This window comes from Georgenia sp. 311 (genome assembly GCF_006151955.1).
GTDB classification, from domain to species: Bacteria; Actinomycetota; Actinomycetes; order Actinomycetales; family Actinomycetaceae; genus Oceanitalea; species Oceanitalea wutianyii.
On the sequence record NZ_VDFS01000021.1, the window covers coordinates 1 to 14,175 of the forward strand.

Here is a 14,175-nt window from a genome sequence, read left to right on the forward strand (position 1 = left end):
CCGCGCGCCGCACGTCGTCCTCGCGCAGCGCGTCGCGCACGATGCGGCGCGGGTCGTACTGGCGCGGGTCCAGGGAGCGCAGGTCGAGGTCGCCGAGCTCGGGGCCGAGCTCGGCACGCACCCGCTCCGTCGTCGTCGCCGAGAGCTGGCGCAGGTTGCGCACCAGCCGGCCGAGCTGCTCCGCGTACTGGGGCAGACGCTCGGGGCCGACGAGGATGATCGCCAGCAGGGCGATGACGGCGAGCTCGGACCCGTTGATCGGCACGGCCCAAGGATAGTTCGCCGTCAGCCGCTGTCGGCCTCGTCGAGGACGACCTCGACCTCGCGCTCCTGCCCGTCCTCGGTGCGCACCGTGAGCACGACCGTGTCGCCCGGCGCGCGCGAGCGCACGGCGACGATGAGCTCGGAGGGGGTGGTGACGGGCTGGCCGTCGAAGTGGGTGATGATGTCGCCCGGCTCGATGCCGGCCTCGTCGCCCGGACCGCCGGGCGTCACCGCCGGGGTGTCGGCGGCGCCGTCCTGGAGCACCTGGACGCCCTCGCCCGTGTAGCGGGTGTCGAGGGCGACGCCGATGACCGGGTAGGTGGCGCGGCCGGTCTCGATGATCTGCTCGGCCGTGCGGCGCACCTGGTTGGACGGGATGGCGAAGCCGAGCCCGATGCTCCCGGTCTGCCGGCCGCCCGCCTGGGCGATGGCCGTGTTGATGCCGATGACCTCGCCCGCCGTGTTGAGGAGGGGCCCGCCGGAGTTGCCGGGGTTGATCGCGGCGTCGGTCTGGATCGCGTTGATGAACGACGTGCCGCCGCTGTCGCCGCCGGCCTGCACCGGCCGGTTGAGCGCGGAGATGATCCCGCTCGTCACGGTCCCCTCCAGGCCGAGCGGCGCGCCGACGGCGACGACCGGGTCCCCCACGACGAGGGAGTCGGAGTCGGCGAGGGGAAGCGGGGTGAGGCCGTCGAGGTCGACCTTGAGGACGGCGAGGTCGTAGTCGGCGGTGCGGCCGACGATCTCGGCCGGCTCCTGCGTGCCGTCGATGAAGGTCACCGCCACCCGGCCGCCACCGTCGGCCGCCGCGGCGATGACGTGGTTGTTCGTCACGAGGTAGCCGTCCTCACGCAGGACCATGCCGCTGCCGCTCGAGGCGCTCGTGCCGCTGACGACCTCGATGAAGACGGTGCTGTCCAGCGCCGCCGCGGCGATCCCGGCGATCGACTCCGGGGCGCGGTCGGTGGACGTCGGGCTGCTCGGCAGCGGCAGCGCGCCGGAGGTCTGGGCGGGCCACAGCGCCCGGGCGCCCAGGGCCCCGAGGACGACGCCGCCGAGCAGGGCGACGAGGACGAGGAGGACGACGACGCCGGTCCCCACCGTCCCGCGCCGACGGCGCCGGCCGGCGCCCTCCGGTCCGGCGGGCCACTGCCCCGGTCCGTGCCACGGCTGCCCGGGCGCCCGCCACTGCTGGGAGGCCTGCCACGGTCCGGCCTGGTCGGCGTGCTGCGTGCCGTCCGGCGCGGCTGCGGCCGGGTAGCCGGGGGCCGGGTGGTCGGCGGTCGGGTGGTCGGCGGTCGGGTGGACGGTGGTCGCGTCGGTGGGGGCACCGTCCTCGGGCGTGCCACCGCCCGCCGGGGAGGACCAGGGCAGGGCGGAGCCGGTCCGCGGCCACGGCTCGGAGGCGGGCTGCTGCGCCCCCTGCTGCTCGGCGCCGGGGGCGTCCCCCGGCGCCGGGGCGGCCGGGTGCTGCGGTGCGGGCGTCTCCTCGGGCCGCGGTGCCCACGAGCCGTGCTCGGCCGGCTGCCCGCCGGCGGGCGGCCACGGGTCCTGCGCCCCTGCGGCGGGCTGCTGCGCCGCGGCGTCGGCCGGCGCGGCCCAGGGGAAGCCCTCGGCCGGCGGCGGCGTGGCGCCGGGCCGGTGCGCGCCGCGGCGGGAGCGCCACCCGAGACGTCGCCTCTGGCGTGGGGCGGCGTCGTCGCGGGAGGCGAGTGCGGGTCCGGCAGGGGCCTCGGGGGCGGCGTCCTGGGGGTCGTCGTCCTCGAGGGCGGCGTCGTCGACGGGCTCACGCTCGTCGTCCACGCTGTAGGGCTCGGTGCGGGGCGCCGGCGCGGGCGGGTAGCCGGGCTCCTGCTCGCCGGGTCGTTCGTCCATGGGCACAGTCTCCTCCCTGTTCACGCTGCGCGGGCGGTCAGCCCTCGACCCACCGCGTCACACTCTCCCAGCCGCGGGCCAGCCGCGCGCCGAGCGAGGTGTCGTAGCCCTCTGCCGGGAGGGCGCCGCGGATCGCGTCGCTGAAGGTTGCGTCGTCGGGCGCCGAGAGGAGGACGACGACGCAGTCGGCGCTCTGCAGGGCGACGTCGTGGACGCCGGTCGGCAGGAGCACGGCCTCGTGGCCACCGCCGAGCTCGGCGCGCAGCGCCGTGGTGTCGCTGTCGGGGGCGAGGACGCCGCGCTGCTGCAGGACACGCACGTGCGCCATCGCCCCGGCGAGCTCGAGCTCGAGGACCTCCCCCAGCTCGGTGTCGAAGACCTCGACGTCGACGACGCGCATCCCGTGCGGCAGCGTCTCGGGCGTGCTCCACCCCTCGGCCGCGAGCCACGCGACGATCTCGTCGCTCGCCTCCTCGGTGCCCAGCCCCTCGGGCAGCTCCGTGGGGCGCTCCCCCGCGTCCCCGCTCACCGCGGCGACGAGCGCGTTCGGGTCGGTGCGCGTCTCCGCGACACCCCCGACGACGGCGAGCCCCACGACCGCCACCCCGGTCGCGGCCCCGACGCCGGCGCCCACGAGGAAGGCGCGGCGCCGCCCGCGGCGCCGCTCGGCCGGCCCGGGCGACAGCGCGAGGAGCCGCTCGGTGAGCCCCGGGTCCGGCTCGACGTCCTGGGCGCCGCTGAGCACGGCGCGCGAGGCCCGCTCCTCGGCGAGCAGCCACGCGCAGCGCGGGCAGGCGGCGGCGTGGCCGAGCAGTGCCTCGGCCTCGGCCGCCGGGAGCTGGCCGTCGACGAGGGGGGCGACGCGGTTGCCCAGGTGGTTCATCCGGCCATCTCCCGGACGCCGGGCCGCAGGTGGGCGAGCTGGTCGCGCAGCATGGCGCGCCCCCGGTGGATCCGCGAGCGCACGGTGCCCATCTTGATCCCGAGCGTCGCGGCGATCTCCTCGTAGGACAGCCCTTCGACGTCGCACAGCACGACTGCCGCGCGGTACTTCGGGGGCAGCGCGCTGAGGGCGGCCTGGACGTCGGGGTCCACGTGCCCGTGCTCGAAGCGCCGGTGCAGGTCGTGCTCCTCGTGGGAGGCGGGCAGGTCCTCCGCCTGCTCCCCGAGCTGGGTGACCCGCACCCGCGAGCGCTTGCGGGCGCCGTCGAGGAAGAGGTTGGTCGTGATCCGGTGCAGCCAGCCCTCGAAGGACCCGGGCTGGTAGGAGTGCAGCGAGCGGAAGACCCGGACGAACGTCTCCTGCGTGAGGTCCTCGGCGTCGGCCTTGTTGCCGGTGAGCCGGTAGGCCAGCCGGTAGACCCGGGCCGAGTGGTCCCTGACGATCTCCTCCCAGGACGGCGTGGTCCAGGTGGCGTCGTCGGTCGTCATCGCGGCGGCCTCTCGTCGGGTGTAGATGACAGGATACGAGGCGAACCTGGGGACCACCTGGGAGCGGGCACGGCGGCGCTACGATCAGGGGCACCCGCTCGCCGTCGCCCACCCCCCTGGAGGCACACCATCGCTGCCGAGAAGGCCCTCAGCTGGGCCTACACCGAGGAGTTCATCGCCGAGGACGACGTCACCGCCGCGGCCCGGCGCCGCGGCGAGGAGCTCGGCGCCCCCGTCGTCAGCCCGGGGACGGGCGCGGCGCTGCGGCTGCTCGCCGCCGCCGTCGGCGCGCGCGCCGTCGTCGAGATCGGCACGGGCACGGGCGTGAGCGGCCTGTGGCTGCTCGGCGGCATGCGGCCCGACGGCGTCCTCACGACCATCGACGTCGACACCGACTACCAGCGCGCGGCCCGCGAGGCCTTTACCGCCGCCGGGGTGCGCTCGGCGCGCACCCGGCTCATCTCCGGCCGGGCGATGGACGTCCTGCCCCGGATGGCCGACGGCGCCTACGACCTCGTGCTCGTCGACGCCGAGCCGGCCGACGTCGCCGACTACGTCCAGCAGGCGGTGCGCATGCTCCGCGTCGGCGGGGTGCTCGCCGTGACGAACACGCTGTGGCACGACAGGGTCGCCGACCCCGCGCGCCGCGACGAGGCGACCGTGGCGATGCGCGAGCTGGGCAAGGCCGTCCGCGGGGACGAGCGGCTCACCGCGGCCCTGCTGCCCACGGGCACCGGGCTGCTCACCGCCGTCCGGCGCGGCTGACCCGCACGCGACCGGGCCCTGGACGCGAGCAGCGCCCGCCGGGAGGACCCGGCGGGCGCTGCTGCGCTTCTAGGTACTGAGGGCTCAGGCCTCGGGGAAGCCGTCGAGCACGGCGGCCGAGGCGGACAGGCCCAGGCGGGTGGCGCCGGCGTCGATCATCGCCTGCGCGGCGGCCGCGTCGCGGATGCCGCCGGAGGCCTTGACGCCCAGCCGGCCACCGACGGTACGGTCCATGAGCTCCACGGCGTGGACGCTCGCCCCGCCCGCGGGGTGGAAGCCGGTCGAGGTCTTGACGAAGTCCGCCCCCGCGGCCTCGGCGGCCCGGCAGGCGGCGACGATCTGCTCGTCGTCCAGGGCCGCGGACTCGATGATGACCTTGAGGACGGTCGGGGCCGGGGCGGCGGCGCGGACGGCCGCGATGTCGGCCTCGACCCGCGCCCAGTCGCCCTCGTAGGCGGCGGCGAGGTTGATGACCATGTCGACCTCGGCGGCGCCGTCGGCGACGCACCGGGCCGCCTCGGCAGCCTTGACCTCGCTGTGGTGGGCGCCGGAGGGGAAGCCGCACACCGTGGCGACGACGACGCCCTCGGCGTCCTCCAGCGGGAGGTGCGAGGGCGAGACGCACACGGCGAGGACGCCGAGCTCCTTGGCCTCGGCGACCAGCGCGGCCACCTGGTCGTGGGTCGCCTCGGGCTTGAGCAGGGTGTGGTCGATCAGCTGGGCGACGGCGGCGCGCGGGGTCATGGCTTCCTCCTGGGGGGCGGGGTGTCGGTGGTCCGAGCCTATCGGCCGTCAGACGCCGTCCCCGTCATCCTCGGGCTCGTCGGGCTCGGGGACCTCGGTGGCCTGCTCGACCTGGTCGGCGACGCTCGCCTCCCGGTCGGGGTCGACGACCTCCGGCGGGTCGTAGTCCTCGCCGGTGGCGGGGTCCAGAGCCGCGACGGCCTCCTCGGGGTCCTGGGGCAGGTCGGCGTCGGTGTTCGGGGAGATGCTCATCGTCACCCTTCCTCGGTCGGTGCTGTCGGGTGTCCAGTGTGGCCCGTCCCGCGGCCGCCCGCAGCGAGGCTCAGGCCGGGACGGGGAGGAGCACGGCGGTGACGTGGGTCCACCCGCCGAGCGCGGGGTGCGGGCCCGTGCGGCCGAGGAGATCACTCACCGGCACGGTGTGCACCGAGCCCTCCGCGGGCTCGTAGACCTGCAGGGTGCCGGGCAGGGCCGCCCCGGGCGGCGGGGGCACGGCGAGGACGACGTGGCGCGGGACGGCGTGGGAGAGCCCGCCGCGCACGTCGCCGCCGACGTAGACCGGCACCGGGATGCCCCGCCGGTTGGCGGCCTCGACGAGGCCGAGGACGTCCGCGGCCTCCGGGGAGGAGTCGCTGACGGGCCGTACGCGGTACCGCACGCCGGGGAAGCGGGCCTCCCGGGCGGCCGTCCAGGGCGGGGTGCCGAGCGAGGCGGGCCAGGGCAGCGGGCCCAGCGCCCGGCGTCCGGTGGCCGCCTTGACCTGACGCTGCGCGGCCGCGAACCGTTCGCCCGCGCCGCCGCGGACGTCCTGCGCGGGGACCTCGGGCGGGCGGGGGCCGGCCGGCAGCCGGCCGGTCTCGAGCCACTGGGCCAGGGCGGGGTCGCCGGTGGCGGCGAGCATGACGAGCACGGCCGAGCCGCACGTCGACCCGTCCACCTGCCGGGCGCGCGCGTCACCGAGGAGGACGGGCAGGCCCTCCGCGGCTGCGGCGCGCGGCCGCGAGGTGCCGGCCGGACTCTCGGTCCCACCGCTCGCGGCGCTCGGCCCCACGGTGCCGGCCACCGGCACGTGCCCGCCCGCCGCGGCGGCCGGACCCGTCGGGACGACCGGCGCCGCAGGTCCGGCAGCCGCCCGGACCGGACGGCTCAGCGCCGCGAGGGGCGCGGTGAGCTGCCAGCGGTGCCAGTGGGACTCGGCCACCTCAGCCAGCGATCTTCTCGAGGACGACCTCACCGGCCCGGACACCCTCGTCGGAGGCACCGATGTCGATGCCGCCCTCCAGGGCCTGACGGGCGCGGTCGAAGCGCTCGGGGGTGTCGGTGTGCATGGTGAGCAGGGGCTGGCCCGCGGTCACCCGGTCGCCCGGCTTCGCGTGCAGCTCGACGCCCGCTGCGGCCTGGACGGCGTCGCCCTGGCGGGCGCGGCCGGCGCCCAGGCGCCACGCGCACACGCCGACGGCGTAGGCGTCCAGGCGCGTGAGCACGCCGTCCTCCTGCGCCGTGATCGTCTCGGTCTCCTTGGCGGTGGGCAGCGGGGCGTCCGGGTCGCCGCCCTGGGCGCTGATCATCCGGCGCCACACGTCCATCGCGCGGCCGTCGGCGAGCGCGGCGCGCGGGTCGGCGTCGGTGCGACCGGCGGCGTCGAGCATCTCCCGGGCGAGGGCCACGGTGAGCTCGACGACGTCGGCGGGACCGCCACCGGCGAGCACCTCGACCGACTCGCGGACCTCCAGGCCGTTGCCGGCGGTGAGGCCGAGCGGGGTGGACATGTCGGTGAGCAGGGCGGTGGTGCGCACGCCCGCGTCGGTGCCGAGGGCGACCATCGTGCGGGCGAGCTCGCGCGCGGCGTCGATGTCCTTCATGAACGCGCCCGAGCCGACCTTGACGTCCAGGACGAGCGAGCCGGTGCCCTCGGCGATCTTCTTGCTCATGATCGAGGAGGCGATGAGCGGGATGGCCTCGACGGTGCCGGTGGTGTCGCGCAGCGCGTAGAGCTTCTTGTCCGCCGGGGCCAGGCCGGTGCCGGCGGCGCAGATGACCGCGCCGACGTCCTCGAGCTGGCGCAGGATGGCGTCGTTGTCGAGGTCCGCACGCCAGCCGGGGATCGCCTCGAGCTTGTCGAGGGTGCCGCCGGTGTGGCCCAGACCGCGCCCGGACAGCTGGGGCACGGCGACGTCGAAGACGGCGACGAGCGGGGCGAGGGGCAGGGTGATCTTGTCGCCCACTCCCCCGGTCGAGTGCTTGTCGGCGGTGGGCCGGCTGAGGCCGGAGAAGTCCATCCGCTCGCCAGAGGCGATCATCGCGGCGGTCCAGCGGGCGATCTCCCCGCGGTCCATCCCGCGCAGGAAGATCGCCATGGCGAGGGCGGACATCTGCTCGTCGGCGACGACGCCGCGGGTGTAGGCGTCCACCACCCAGTCGATCTCTGCGACGGAGAGGGTGCCGCCGTCACGCTTGGTCCGGATGATGTCGACAACGTCGAAGGCTTCGGTCATGACCCAACCCTAGGGGCGCGAACGACCGAGCGCTGGGAGGAAGGGCCCGCCACGTCAGCGGCCCTCCAGGTGCCCGGGGCCGAACGCCTCGGGGAGCACCGCGGTCATCGGCTGGATGCCGGAGGGCATGTCGACGAGCAGCTCGGGCCCACCGTGCTCCCACAGCAGCTGGCGGCAGCGGCCGCACGGGATGATCACGGTGCCGTCGCCGTCGACGCAGGTGAAGGCGACGAGGCGGCCCCCGCCGGTGGCGTGCAGCTCGGAGACGAGGCCGCACTCGGCGCACAGGGCCAGCCCGTAGGAGGCGTTCTCGACGTTGCAGCCGGTGACCGTGCGGCCGTCGTCGACGAGCGCGGCGGCACCGACCGGGTAGCGGGAGTAGGGGACGTAGGCGCGGGGCAGCATCCCCCGGGCGAGCTCGCGCAGCCGGTCCCACGTCGTGTCGTCGATCATGTCGCTCTCCTCCTGGTCGGTGGCCTCCCGCCGTGGCGTGAGGTGGGCCGCTGGCGGGAGGACGTCGGTGGCCCCGGCCCCCGAGGGGGCCGGGGCCGACCGGCTACTTGATGTAGGGCTTGTTCTCCGCGGCCGGCGGGCGGACCCGCCCGACGAGGCCGGCGACGGCGAAGATGGTGATGACGTAGGGCAGCATGAGGAGGAACTCCCCGGGGATGCCCGCGCCACCCATCGTGCTCAGCATGTTGGCGAGGTTACGCGACAGCCCGAACAGGAGCGCTGCGGCGACGGCCCCGATCGGGTTCCACCGGCCGAGGATCATCGCCGCGAGGGCGATGAAGCCGTTGCCGGCGGACATGTCCCGGCCGAACGCCAGGCCCGAGCCCAGGGTGAAGAACGCACCGCCGAGGCCGGCGAGGGCGCTGCCGAGGATCGGGGTGACCCACCGGGTGCGGATGACGTTGATGCCGACGGTGTCCGCGGCCTTGGGGTGCTCGCCGACGGCGCGCACCCGCAGGCCCCAGCGGCTGCGGAACAGGAAGAACTGCAGCGCGATGATCGCCGCGTACATGAGGTACACGAGGATGTTCTGGTTGAAGAGCACCGGGCCGATGATCGGGATGTCCGAGAGGATCGGCACCGGGAGCGTCGGCAGCCGGAAGCGCTGGTTGAGGTCCGGGTTGTCGCTGAGGACGGTGGAGAAGAAGAACGTCGTCAGGCCGAGCACGAGGACGTTGAGCACGACACCGACGATGATCTGGTCGACCCAGTACTTCACGCTGAAGAACACGAGCAGGACGCCGACGAGCGCACCGGCGATCGGTGCGGCGATGACGCCGACGTACGGGTTGCCGGCCAGCGAGGCGACGATCGCGGAGAGGAACGCACCGGCGAGCAGCTGGCCCTCGATCGCGATGTTGACGACGCCGGAGCGCTCGCACATGACGCCGGAGAGGGCGCCGAAGACGAGCGGCACCGACAGGGCGAGCCCACCGATGAGGAGGGAGGTCAGCGGGATGGTCCCGCCGGCCCCGGCCCAGGTGAGGAAGGCGAGGACGAAGGCCGCGCCGAAGACCGACGGCGGCCACCACCCGGCCGGCTCACGCCGGACGGCGCGGAACGCGGCGTAGGCGGCCACCGCGGCCATGACGAGGGTGAGCACCCACAGCGCCGGCACCGTCGGGACGACGGTGTTGGGCAGCTCGGTGACCTCCCCGCCGGTGGCGGTGCGGAAGGTCGTCGTCTCCTCGGACTCGGTGAACAGGACGAACCCGAACAGGGAGACGAGGGTGAAGGCGATCATGATCCCGGGCGCGCGCCACTTGACGGGCGGGACGATCACGGGCGTCTTCTCGGCGGGCATGGTGGCGGTGCTCATGCCGCAGCCTCCTTCGCGACGAGCGCCGACCTGCGCCGGGGCCGGTCGGGAGCCGGCAGGCGGAAGATCGCGCGGACGAGTGGGGGTGCAGCGATGAGGAGCACGATGATCGACTGCACGACCAGGATGATGTCGATGGGGGTGTCGGTGGTCGACTGCATGAGGAACCCACCGGCCTTGAGGGCGCCGAAGAGCAGGCCGGCCGCCAGGGTGCCCCACGGGCGGGAGCGGCCGAGCAGGGCGACGGTGATCGCGTCGAAGCCGTAGGTCGCGGCGACGCCCGACGTGAGGAGCTGCTCGGTGCCGAGCACCTGCGCCGAGCCACCGAGGCCGGAGAGCGCGCCGGCGATGAGCATCGCGAGGATCATCACCTTGTTCACCGAGACGCCCGAGTTGCGGGCGGCGTCGATGTTGGCGCCGACGGCGCGCAGCTCGAAGCCGAACGTCGAGCGCTCCACGAGCCACCACACGAGCGCGGTGACCGCGATCATGACGATGAAGCCGAAGTGGAGGCGGAAGCCCTCGCCGAGGATGAGCCCGTAGAGCGAGGTGTCGCGCACGTAGGGCGAGCGGGGCAGGGCGGACCCGCCCTGCTGGAACGCGGGCTGGGTGAGCAGCCAGCCGATGAAGTACACGGCGATGTTGTTGAGCATGATCGTGACGATCACCTCGTTGGCACCGGTCCGGGCCTTGAGGACACCGGCGATGCCGCCGTAGATCGCGCCGCCGAGCATCGCGGCGATCACCGCGAGGATGATGTGCAGGACGATCGGCAGGTCGAGCGCGAAGCCGACCCAGCCACCGGCGACGGCGCCGAGGATGATCTGGCCCTGGCCACCGATGTTGAACATGCCGGCGCGGAAGGCGACGGCGATGCCCAGACCGGTGAACACGAGCGGCACCGAGAACACGAGGGTCTCGGTGAGCGGCCGGATCGCCCGGGTGAAGGTCTCCGCCCGGTAGTCGAAGATCGCGCCGCGGAACAGCGCGTTGTACGCGGAGGCGATGGCGTCCCACGCGGCCGAGAGGAGGTCTCCGGGCCGGGTGAAGAAGTAGCTCGCGGCCTCCTGGACCCGGGTGTCGGCGGCGGCGATGAGGATCGCGCTCAGCGCCAGGGCGATGACGATCGCCAGGACGGTGACGAGCCAGCTACCGGAGAGGATCTCGCGGGCGAACTGCGAGCTCCGGCTCGGGGGCCGCAGCCCGGCGGCCTGCTCACGGGCCGAGGGGGACTCCTCGGCCTGGGCGACGACGTCGCCCGGGTGCTCCTCGCGGCGGGGGACCTGGTCCTCGCTCACAGCTTCTCCTCACTCATGACGTCCGCGGCGGCCAGGGCCGTGCGGTGCTCCGCGGACTGGGCGCGGGCCTCCTCGAGCGGGACGCCGGCCATCATGAGGCCGAGGACGTCGCGCTCCGTGTCCCCCGGGACGATGCCGACGACGCGTCCGCGGTACATCACCGCGATCCGGTCGGCCAGGGCCATCACCTCGTCGAGCTCGCTCGACACGAGGAGGACGGCGGTGCCGTTGTCCCGCTCGACGACGAGCCGCTCGTGGATGAACTCGATCGACCCGACGTCGACGCCGCGCGTCGGCTGGGAGGCGACGAGGACGCGCAGCGGGCGGGACATCTCCCGGGCCACGACGACCTTCTGCTGGTTGCCTCCGGACAGGGTGGAGATCGGGTCCTGCACGTCGGTGAGACGCACGTCGAACTCCTGCGAGCGCCGGCGGGCGTTCGCGTCGACGACGCTCGGCAGCACGGTGCCGAAGCGGGCGAAGGGCCGCGTGTCGTACAGGTCGAGGACGAAGTTCTCGGCGACCGAGAAGCTCGAGATGACACCGCTCGTCGAGCGGTCCTCGGGGACGAAGCCGAGCCCGGCGCGCAGGCGCTCCTTGACCGGCTGGCCGACCATCTCGCGGCCGGCGATGCGGATGGAGCCGCTCAGCGGGTCGGTGAGCCCGAGGATCGTCTCGGTGAGCTCGGTCTGACCGTTGCCCTGGACACCGGCGATGACGACGATCTCGCCGCGTCGCACGGTGAGGTCGACCCGGTCGACCGCCGCGCTGCCCTTGGCGTCGAGCACGGTGAGGTCGGAGATGACGAGCTCCTCCTCGCCCGGCTCCGCGGGCGCCTTGTCGACGGCCATGCTCACGCTGCGGCCCACCATGAGGGAGGCGAGCTCGGTCTCGGAGGACGTGGGGCTCGCCTCGCCGACGACCTTGCCGCGCCGGATGACGGTGATCGAGTCCGCGATCGCGCGGACCTCGCGCAGCTTGTGCGTGATGAAGACGATGGACGTGCCCTCGGCCTTGAGCTGACGCATGATCGCGATGAGCTCGTCGGTCTCCTGCGGGGTGAGCACGGCGGTCGGCTCGTCGAGGATGAGCACCTTGGCCTCGCGGGAGAGCGCCTTGATGATCTCCACGCGCTGCTGGGCGCCGACGGGCAGGTCCTCGATGACGGCGTCGGGGTCGAGGTTGAACCCGAAGCGGTCGGAGATCTCCTTGACCCGCTTGCGGGCGGCGCGGCGGTCGATGACACCGAGGGGTCCGGCCGGCTCGTAGCCGAGCGCGACGGACTCCGCGACGGTGAAGACCGGGACGAGCATGAAGTGCTGGTGCACCATGCCGATGCCGGCGGCGACGGCGTCGCCGGGGCCGTTGAACGTCACGGGCTCGCCGTCGAGGAGGATCTGCCCCTCGTCGGGCTCGTAGAGGCCGTAGAGCACGTTCATCAGGGTGCTCTTGCCGGCTCCGTTCTCACCGAGGAGGGCGTGGATCTCGCCGGGCTCGACGACCAGGTCGATGGAGTCGTTGGCGACGAGCGGACCGAAGCGCTTGGTGATGCCGCGAAGCTCGAGCTTCACTGGGCTGCTCCAAGGGTGTAGGTGGCCGCGGTGGCGGCCGTGCGGTGGACCGGGGGTCCGGGAAGGAAGGTGGGCGCGGCACGCACGGGGGCGACGGCGCCCGGACTGATGACGGCCCGGCCACCATGGGATGGCGGCCGGGCCGTCACGACGTCACATGAGGATCAGGGAGCGTTGACGGTCTCGACCGTGATCTCGCCGGAGATGATCTGCTCCTGGATCGCGGTGATCTGGTCCTGGAGCTCCTGGGGCACCTCGGCGCTGCCGAGGGCCAGGCTCACGCCACCGTTCTCGAGGTCACCGACGTAGGGGGTGCCGGAGAAGGTGCCCTCCGAGGCCTCCTTGATGGTCTCGAAGACGCCCGCGCCGATCTCCTTGACGACCGAGGCGAGGGTGATGTCGCCGTAGTCGGTCGACTGGGTCCAGTCGGAGTCCACGCCGACGATCCACACGTTGCCGGCGTTCTCGGCGGCAGCGGCCGCGCCGAGGCCCACGGGGCCCGCGACCGGCATGATGATGTCCGCGCCCTGGGCGATGAACTGCTCGGTCAGCGCCTGGCCCTGGCCCTGGTCCTCGAAGCCGCCGGAGAACGTGCCGTCCTGCGCCTCCTTGTCCCAGCCGAGGACCTGGACGTCGGTGCCGTTGTCCTCGTTGTACTTCGCGACGCCGTCGACGAAGCCGTCCATGAAGATGCTCACCGACGGGATCGGCAGGCCACCGAAGGTGGCGACGGTGCCGGTCTGGGTCATGCCCGCGGCGAGGTAGCCACCGAGGTAGGCCGCCTCGGCGGTGTTGAAGATGATCGGCTTGGCGTTGTCGAGCTCGACCGGCGCGGGCGGGTCACCCTCGGAGAAGGTCGCGTCGACGAGACCGAAGGCGAGGTCGGCGTTGCCCTCGGCAGCGCCCTGGATCGGGTCCTCGAGGAGGAAGCCGACACCGATGGTGATGTCGCAGCCCTGCTGCACCATGGCGTCGACGTTCGGGCCGAAGTCGGCGTCGCTCTGGGACTCGGCGTTGTTCATCTGGATGCCGAGCTCGGCCTCGGCGCGCACGGCGCCCTCCATGGCCGACTGGTTGAACGACTGGTCGTCCCAGCCGCCCTGGTCGGAGATGAGGCAGGCAAGGAAGTCGCTGGCGCCGTCGCCGGCAGCCTCGGTCTCGGTCTCCGCGGCGGTGGTCTCTTCGCCGCCCGGCTCGGTGGTGTCGTCCGGCGCGTCGCCACATGCGGCGAGCGTCAGCGTCGCCACGGCGGCCAGAGCCGTCGCGTAGATGCTCTTCTTCACGCTTACTCCTGGAGGTTAGGCCGGTGGTCCGGCGGAACGATGGGGGCGTTCACCGAACCAATCGGCTGTGTCTTGCTGACTTTAAGCCTCTGGAATGTGAGAACCGCCGCATGGTGAGACTACGGGGTGTTCTGTTACAGAAACGTTGCTATCGGGCGCGCACGGGAGCGCCCCCGCGGCCGGGGCGCACACGGCCCCCACGCGTCGGCGCGGTGACCCGCGGTTCGTAGCCTGCGAGCTGCGCCGTTCGGGCGAGAACGCGCATCCCGATCCCGATGGCGCGCTCGTCGACGACGAGGTCGCCCTGGTGGAGGTCGTACGCCGGGGCGCCCGGCGTCCGCGTGCCCAGGCGCACCATGGCACCGGGCACCCGGGACAGGTACCAGGCGAAGTCCTCCCCGCCGAGGGACTGCTCGGTGAGGACGACCGCCTCGCTCGAGACGACCTCGCGGGCGGCTCCGTCGAGCATGCGCACGCACTGCTCGTCGTTGACGACCGGGGGCATGCCGCGGATGTGCTTGAGGTCCACCTCCACGCCGTAGGGCGCGAGCAGCTCGTGGACGACGTCGTCGACGAGCGCGCCGGCGCGCTCCCACGTCTCGACGTCCAGGGAGCGCA

Annotated in this window: 16 protein-coding genes; 1 reads left to right on the forward strand and 15 read right to left on the reverse strand. The window is 73.9% G+C overall.

Annotation, left to right across the window (positions count from 1 at the left end):
• The 5 genes from FHE66_RS03835 to FHE66_RS16025 form a co-directional block, all read right to left on the reverse strand.
• Positions 1–265 (reverse strand): twin-arginine translocase TatA/TatE family subunit (locus tag FHE66_RS03835; RefSeq protein ID WP_176554638.1); only part of this gene is annotated, 265 nt, incomplete at its 3' end.
• A 20-nt stretch (positions 266–285) separates the two neighbouring features.
• Entirely contained in the window at positions 286–2,139 is a 1,854-nt protein-coding gene (locus FHE66_RS03840) for a S1C family serine protease (protein ID WP_139071672.1), read from the reverse strand.
• 37 nt (positions 2,140–2,176) lie between these two features.
• Entirely contained in the window at positions 2,177–3,022 is an 846-nt protein-coding gene (locus FHE66_RS03845) for an anti-sigma factor (protein ID WP_139071673.1), read from the reverse strand.
• The gene (sigE, locus tag FHE66_RS03850) at positions 3,019–3,570 is read right to left on the reverse strand and encodes an RNA polymerase sigma factor SigE (protein ID WP_139071674.1); all 552 of its coding nucleotides are present in this window, start codon (positions 3,568–3,570) and stop codon (positions 3,019–3,021) included. Before sigE ends, FHE66_RS03845 begins: the two co-directional genes overlap by 4 nt.
• A gap of 158 nt (positions 3,571–3,728) precedes the next feature.
• Positions 3,729–3,884, reverse strand: coding sequence for a hypothetical protein (locus tag FHE66_RS16025; protein ID WP_330998293.1), 156 nt, complete (start codon positions 3,882–3,884; stop codon positions 3,729–3,731).
• Here FHE66_RS16025 and FHE66_RS03855 point away from each other — a divergent pair.
• Entirely contained in the window at positions 3,838–4,335 is a 498-nt protein-coding gene (locus tag FHE66_RS03855; RefSeq protein ID WP_330998326.1) for a class I SAM-dependent methyltransferase, read from the forward strand. The genes FHE66_RS16025 and FHE66_RS03855 overlap by 47 nt on opposite strands.
• Positions 4,336–4,419: 84 nt before the next feature.
• Here the strand turns inward: FHE66_RS03855 and deoC are convergent, their stop codons facing one another.
• The 10 genes from deoC to FHE66_RS03905 all read right to left on the reverse strand — a co-directional run.
• Complete coding sequence (gene deoC / locus FHE66_RS03860) at positions 4,420–5,079, reverse strand: deoxyribose-phosphate aldolase (protein WP_139071675.1); 660 nt, start codon at positions 5,077–5,079, stop codon at positions 4,420–4,422.
• A 48-nt stretch (positions 5,080–5,127) separates the two neighbouring features.
• Positions 5,128–5,331 carry a hypothetical protein gene (locus FHE66_RS03865; protein ID WP_139071676.1) on the reverse strand — a complete coding sequence of 68 codons (204 nt, stop codon included), beginning with the start codon at positions 5,329–5,331 and terminating at the stop codon, positions 5,128–5,130.
• A gap of 70 nt (positions 5,332–5,401) precedes the next feature.
• Entirely contained in the window at positions 5,402–6,280 is an 879-nt protein-coding gene (locus FHE66_RS03870) for a hypothetical protein (protein ID WP_139071677.1), read from the reverse strand.
• Position 6,281: 1 nt separating this feature from the next.
• A complete protein-coding gene (locus tag FHE66_RS03875; protein WP_139071678.1) occupies positions 6,282–7,574 on the reverse strand; it encodes a thymidine phosphorylase in 1,293 nt (430 codons plus the stop codon).
• 54 nt (positions 7,575–7,628) lie between these two features.
• On the reverse strand, positions 7,629–8,027 hold the full coding sequence (locus tag FHE66_RS16030; RefSeq protein WP_139071679.1) for a cytidine deaminase: 399 nt from the start codon (positions 8,025–8,027) through the stop codon (positions 7,629–7,631).
• A 103-nt stretch (positions 8,028–8,130) separates the two neighbouring features.
• A complete protein-coding gene (locus tag FHE66_RS03885) occupies positions 8,131–9,405 on the reverse strand; it encodes an ABC transporter permease (protein WP_139071680.1) in 1,275 nt (424 codons plus the stop codon).
• The gene (locus FHE66_RS03890; protein WP_139071690.1) at positions 9,402–10,607 is read right to left on the reverse strand and encodes an ABC transporter permease; all 1,206 of its coding nucleotides are present in this window, start codon (positions 10,605–10,607) and stop codon (positions 9,402–9,404) included. Before FHE66_RS03890 ends, FHE66_RS03885 begins: the two co-directional genes overlap by 4 nt.
• Positions 10,608–10,699: 92 nt before the next feature.
• Positions 10,700–12,274: an ABC transporter ATP-binding protein gene (locus FHE66_RS03895; protein ID WP_139071681.1), complete on the reverse strand. Its 1,575-nt coding sequence runs from the start codon at positions 12,272–12,274 to the stop codon at positions 10,700–10,702.
• Between the two features lie 164 nt (positions 12,275–12,438).
• Positions 12,439–13,557, reverse strand: a complete 1,119-nt coding sequence (locus tag FHE66_RS03900) for a BMP family protein (protein ID WP_139071682.1) — start codon at positions 13,555–13,557, stop codon at positions 12,439–12,441.
• Positions 13,558–13,705: 148 nt separating this feature from the next.
• On the reverse strand, positions 13,706–14,175 hold a 470-nt coding region (locus tag FHE66_RS03905; RefSeq protein ID WP_139071691.1), incomplete at its 5' end, for a M20/M25/M40 family metallo-hydrolase.

What these genes read in the sequence shown, in the direction of transcription:
- FHE66_RS03840 (WP_139071672.1), bottom strand. Translation starts at nt 2,139, where the DNA reads ATGGACGAACGACCCGGCGAGCAGGAGCCCGGCTACCCGCCCGCGCCG.
- deoC (WP_139071675.1), bottom strand. Translation starts at nt 5,079, where the DNA reads ATGACCCCGCGCGCCGCCGTCGCCCAGCTGATCGACCACACCCTGCTC.
- FHE66_RS03845 (WP_139071673.1), bottom strand. Translation starts at nt 3,022, where the DNA reads ATGAACCACCTGGGCAACCGCGTCGCCCCCCTCGTCGACGGCCAGCTC.
- FHE66_RS03865 (WP_139071676.1), bottom strand. Translation starts at nt 5,331, where the DNA reads ATGAGCATCTCCCCGAACACCGACGCCGACCTGCCCCAGGACCCCGAG.
- sigE (WP_139071674.1), bottom strand. Translation starts at nt 3,570, where the DNA reads ATGACGACCGACGACGCCACCTGGACCACGCCGTCCTGGGAGGAGATC.
- FHE66_RS03885 (WP_139071680.1), bottom strand. Translation starts at nt 9,405, where the DNA reads ATGAGCACCGCCACCATGCCCGCCGAGAAGACGCCCGTGATCGTCCCG.
- FHE66_RS03875 (WP_139071678.1), bottom strand. Translation starts at nt 7,574, where the DNA reads ATGACCGAAGCCTTCGACGTTGTCGACATCATCCGGACCAAGCGTGAC.
- FHE66_RS16030 (WP_139071679.1), bottom strand. Translation starts at nt 8,027, where the DNA reads ATGATCGACGACACGACGTGGGACCGGCTGCGCGAGCTCGCCCGGGGG.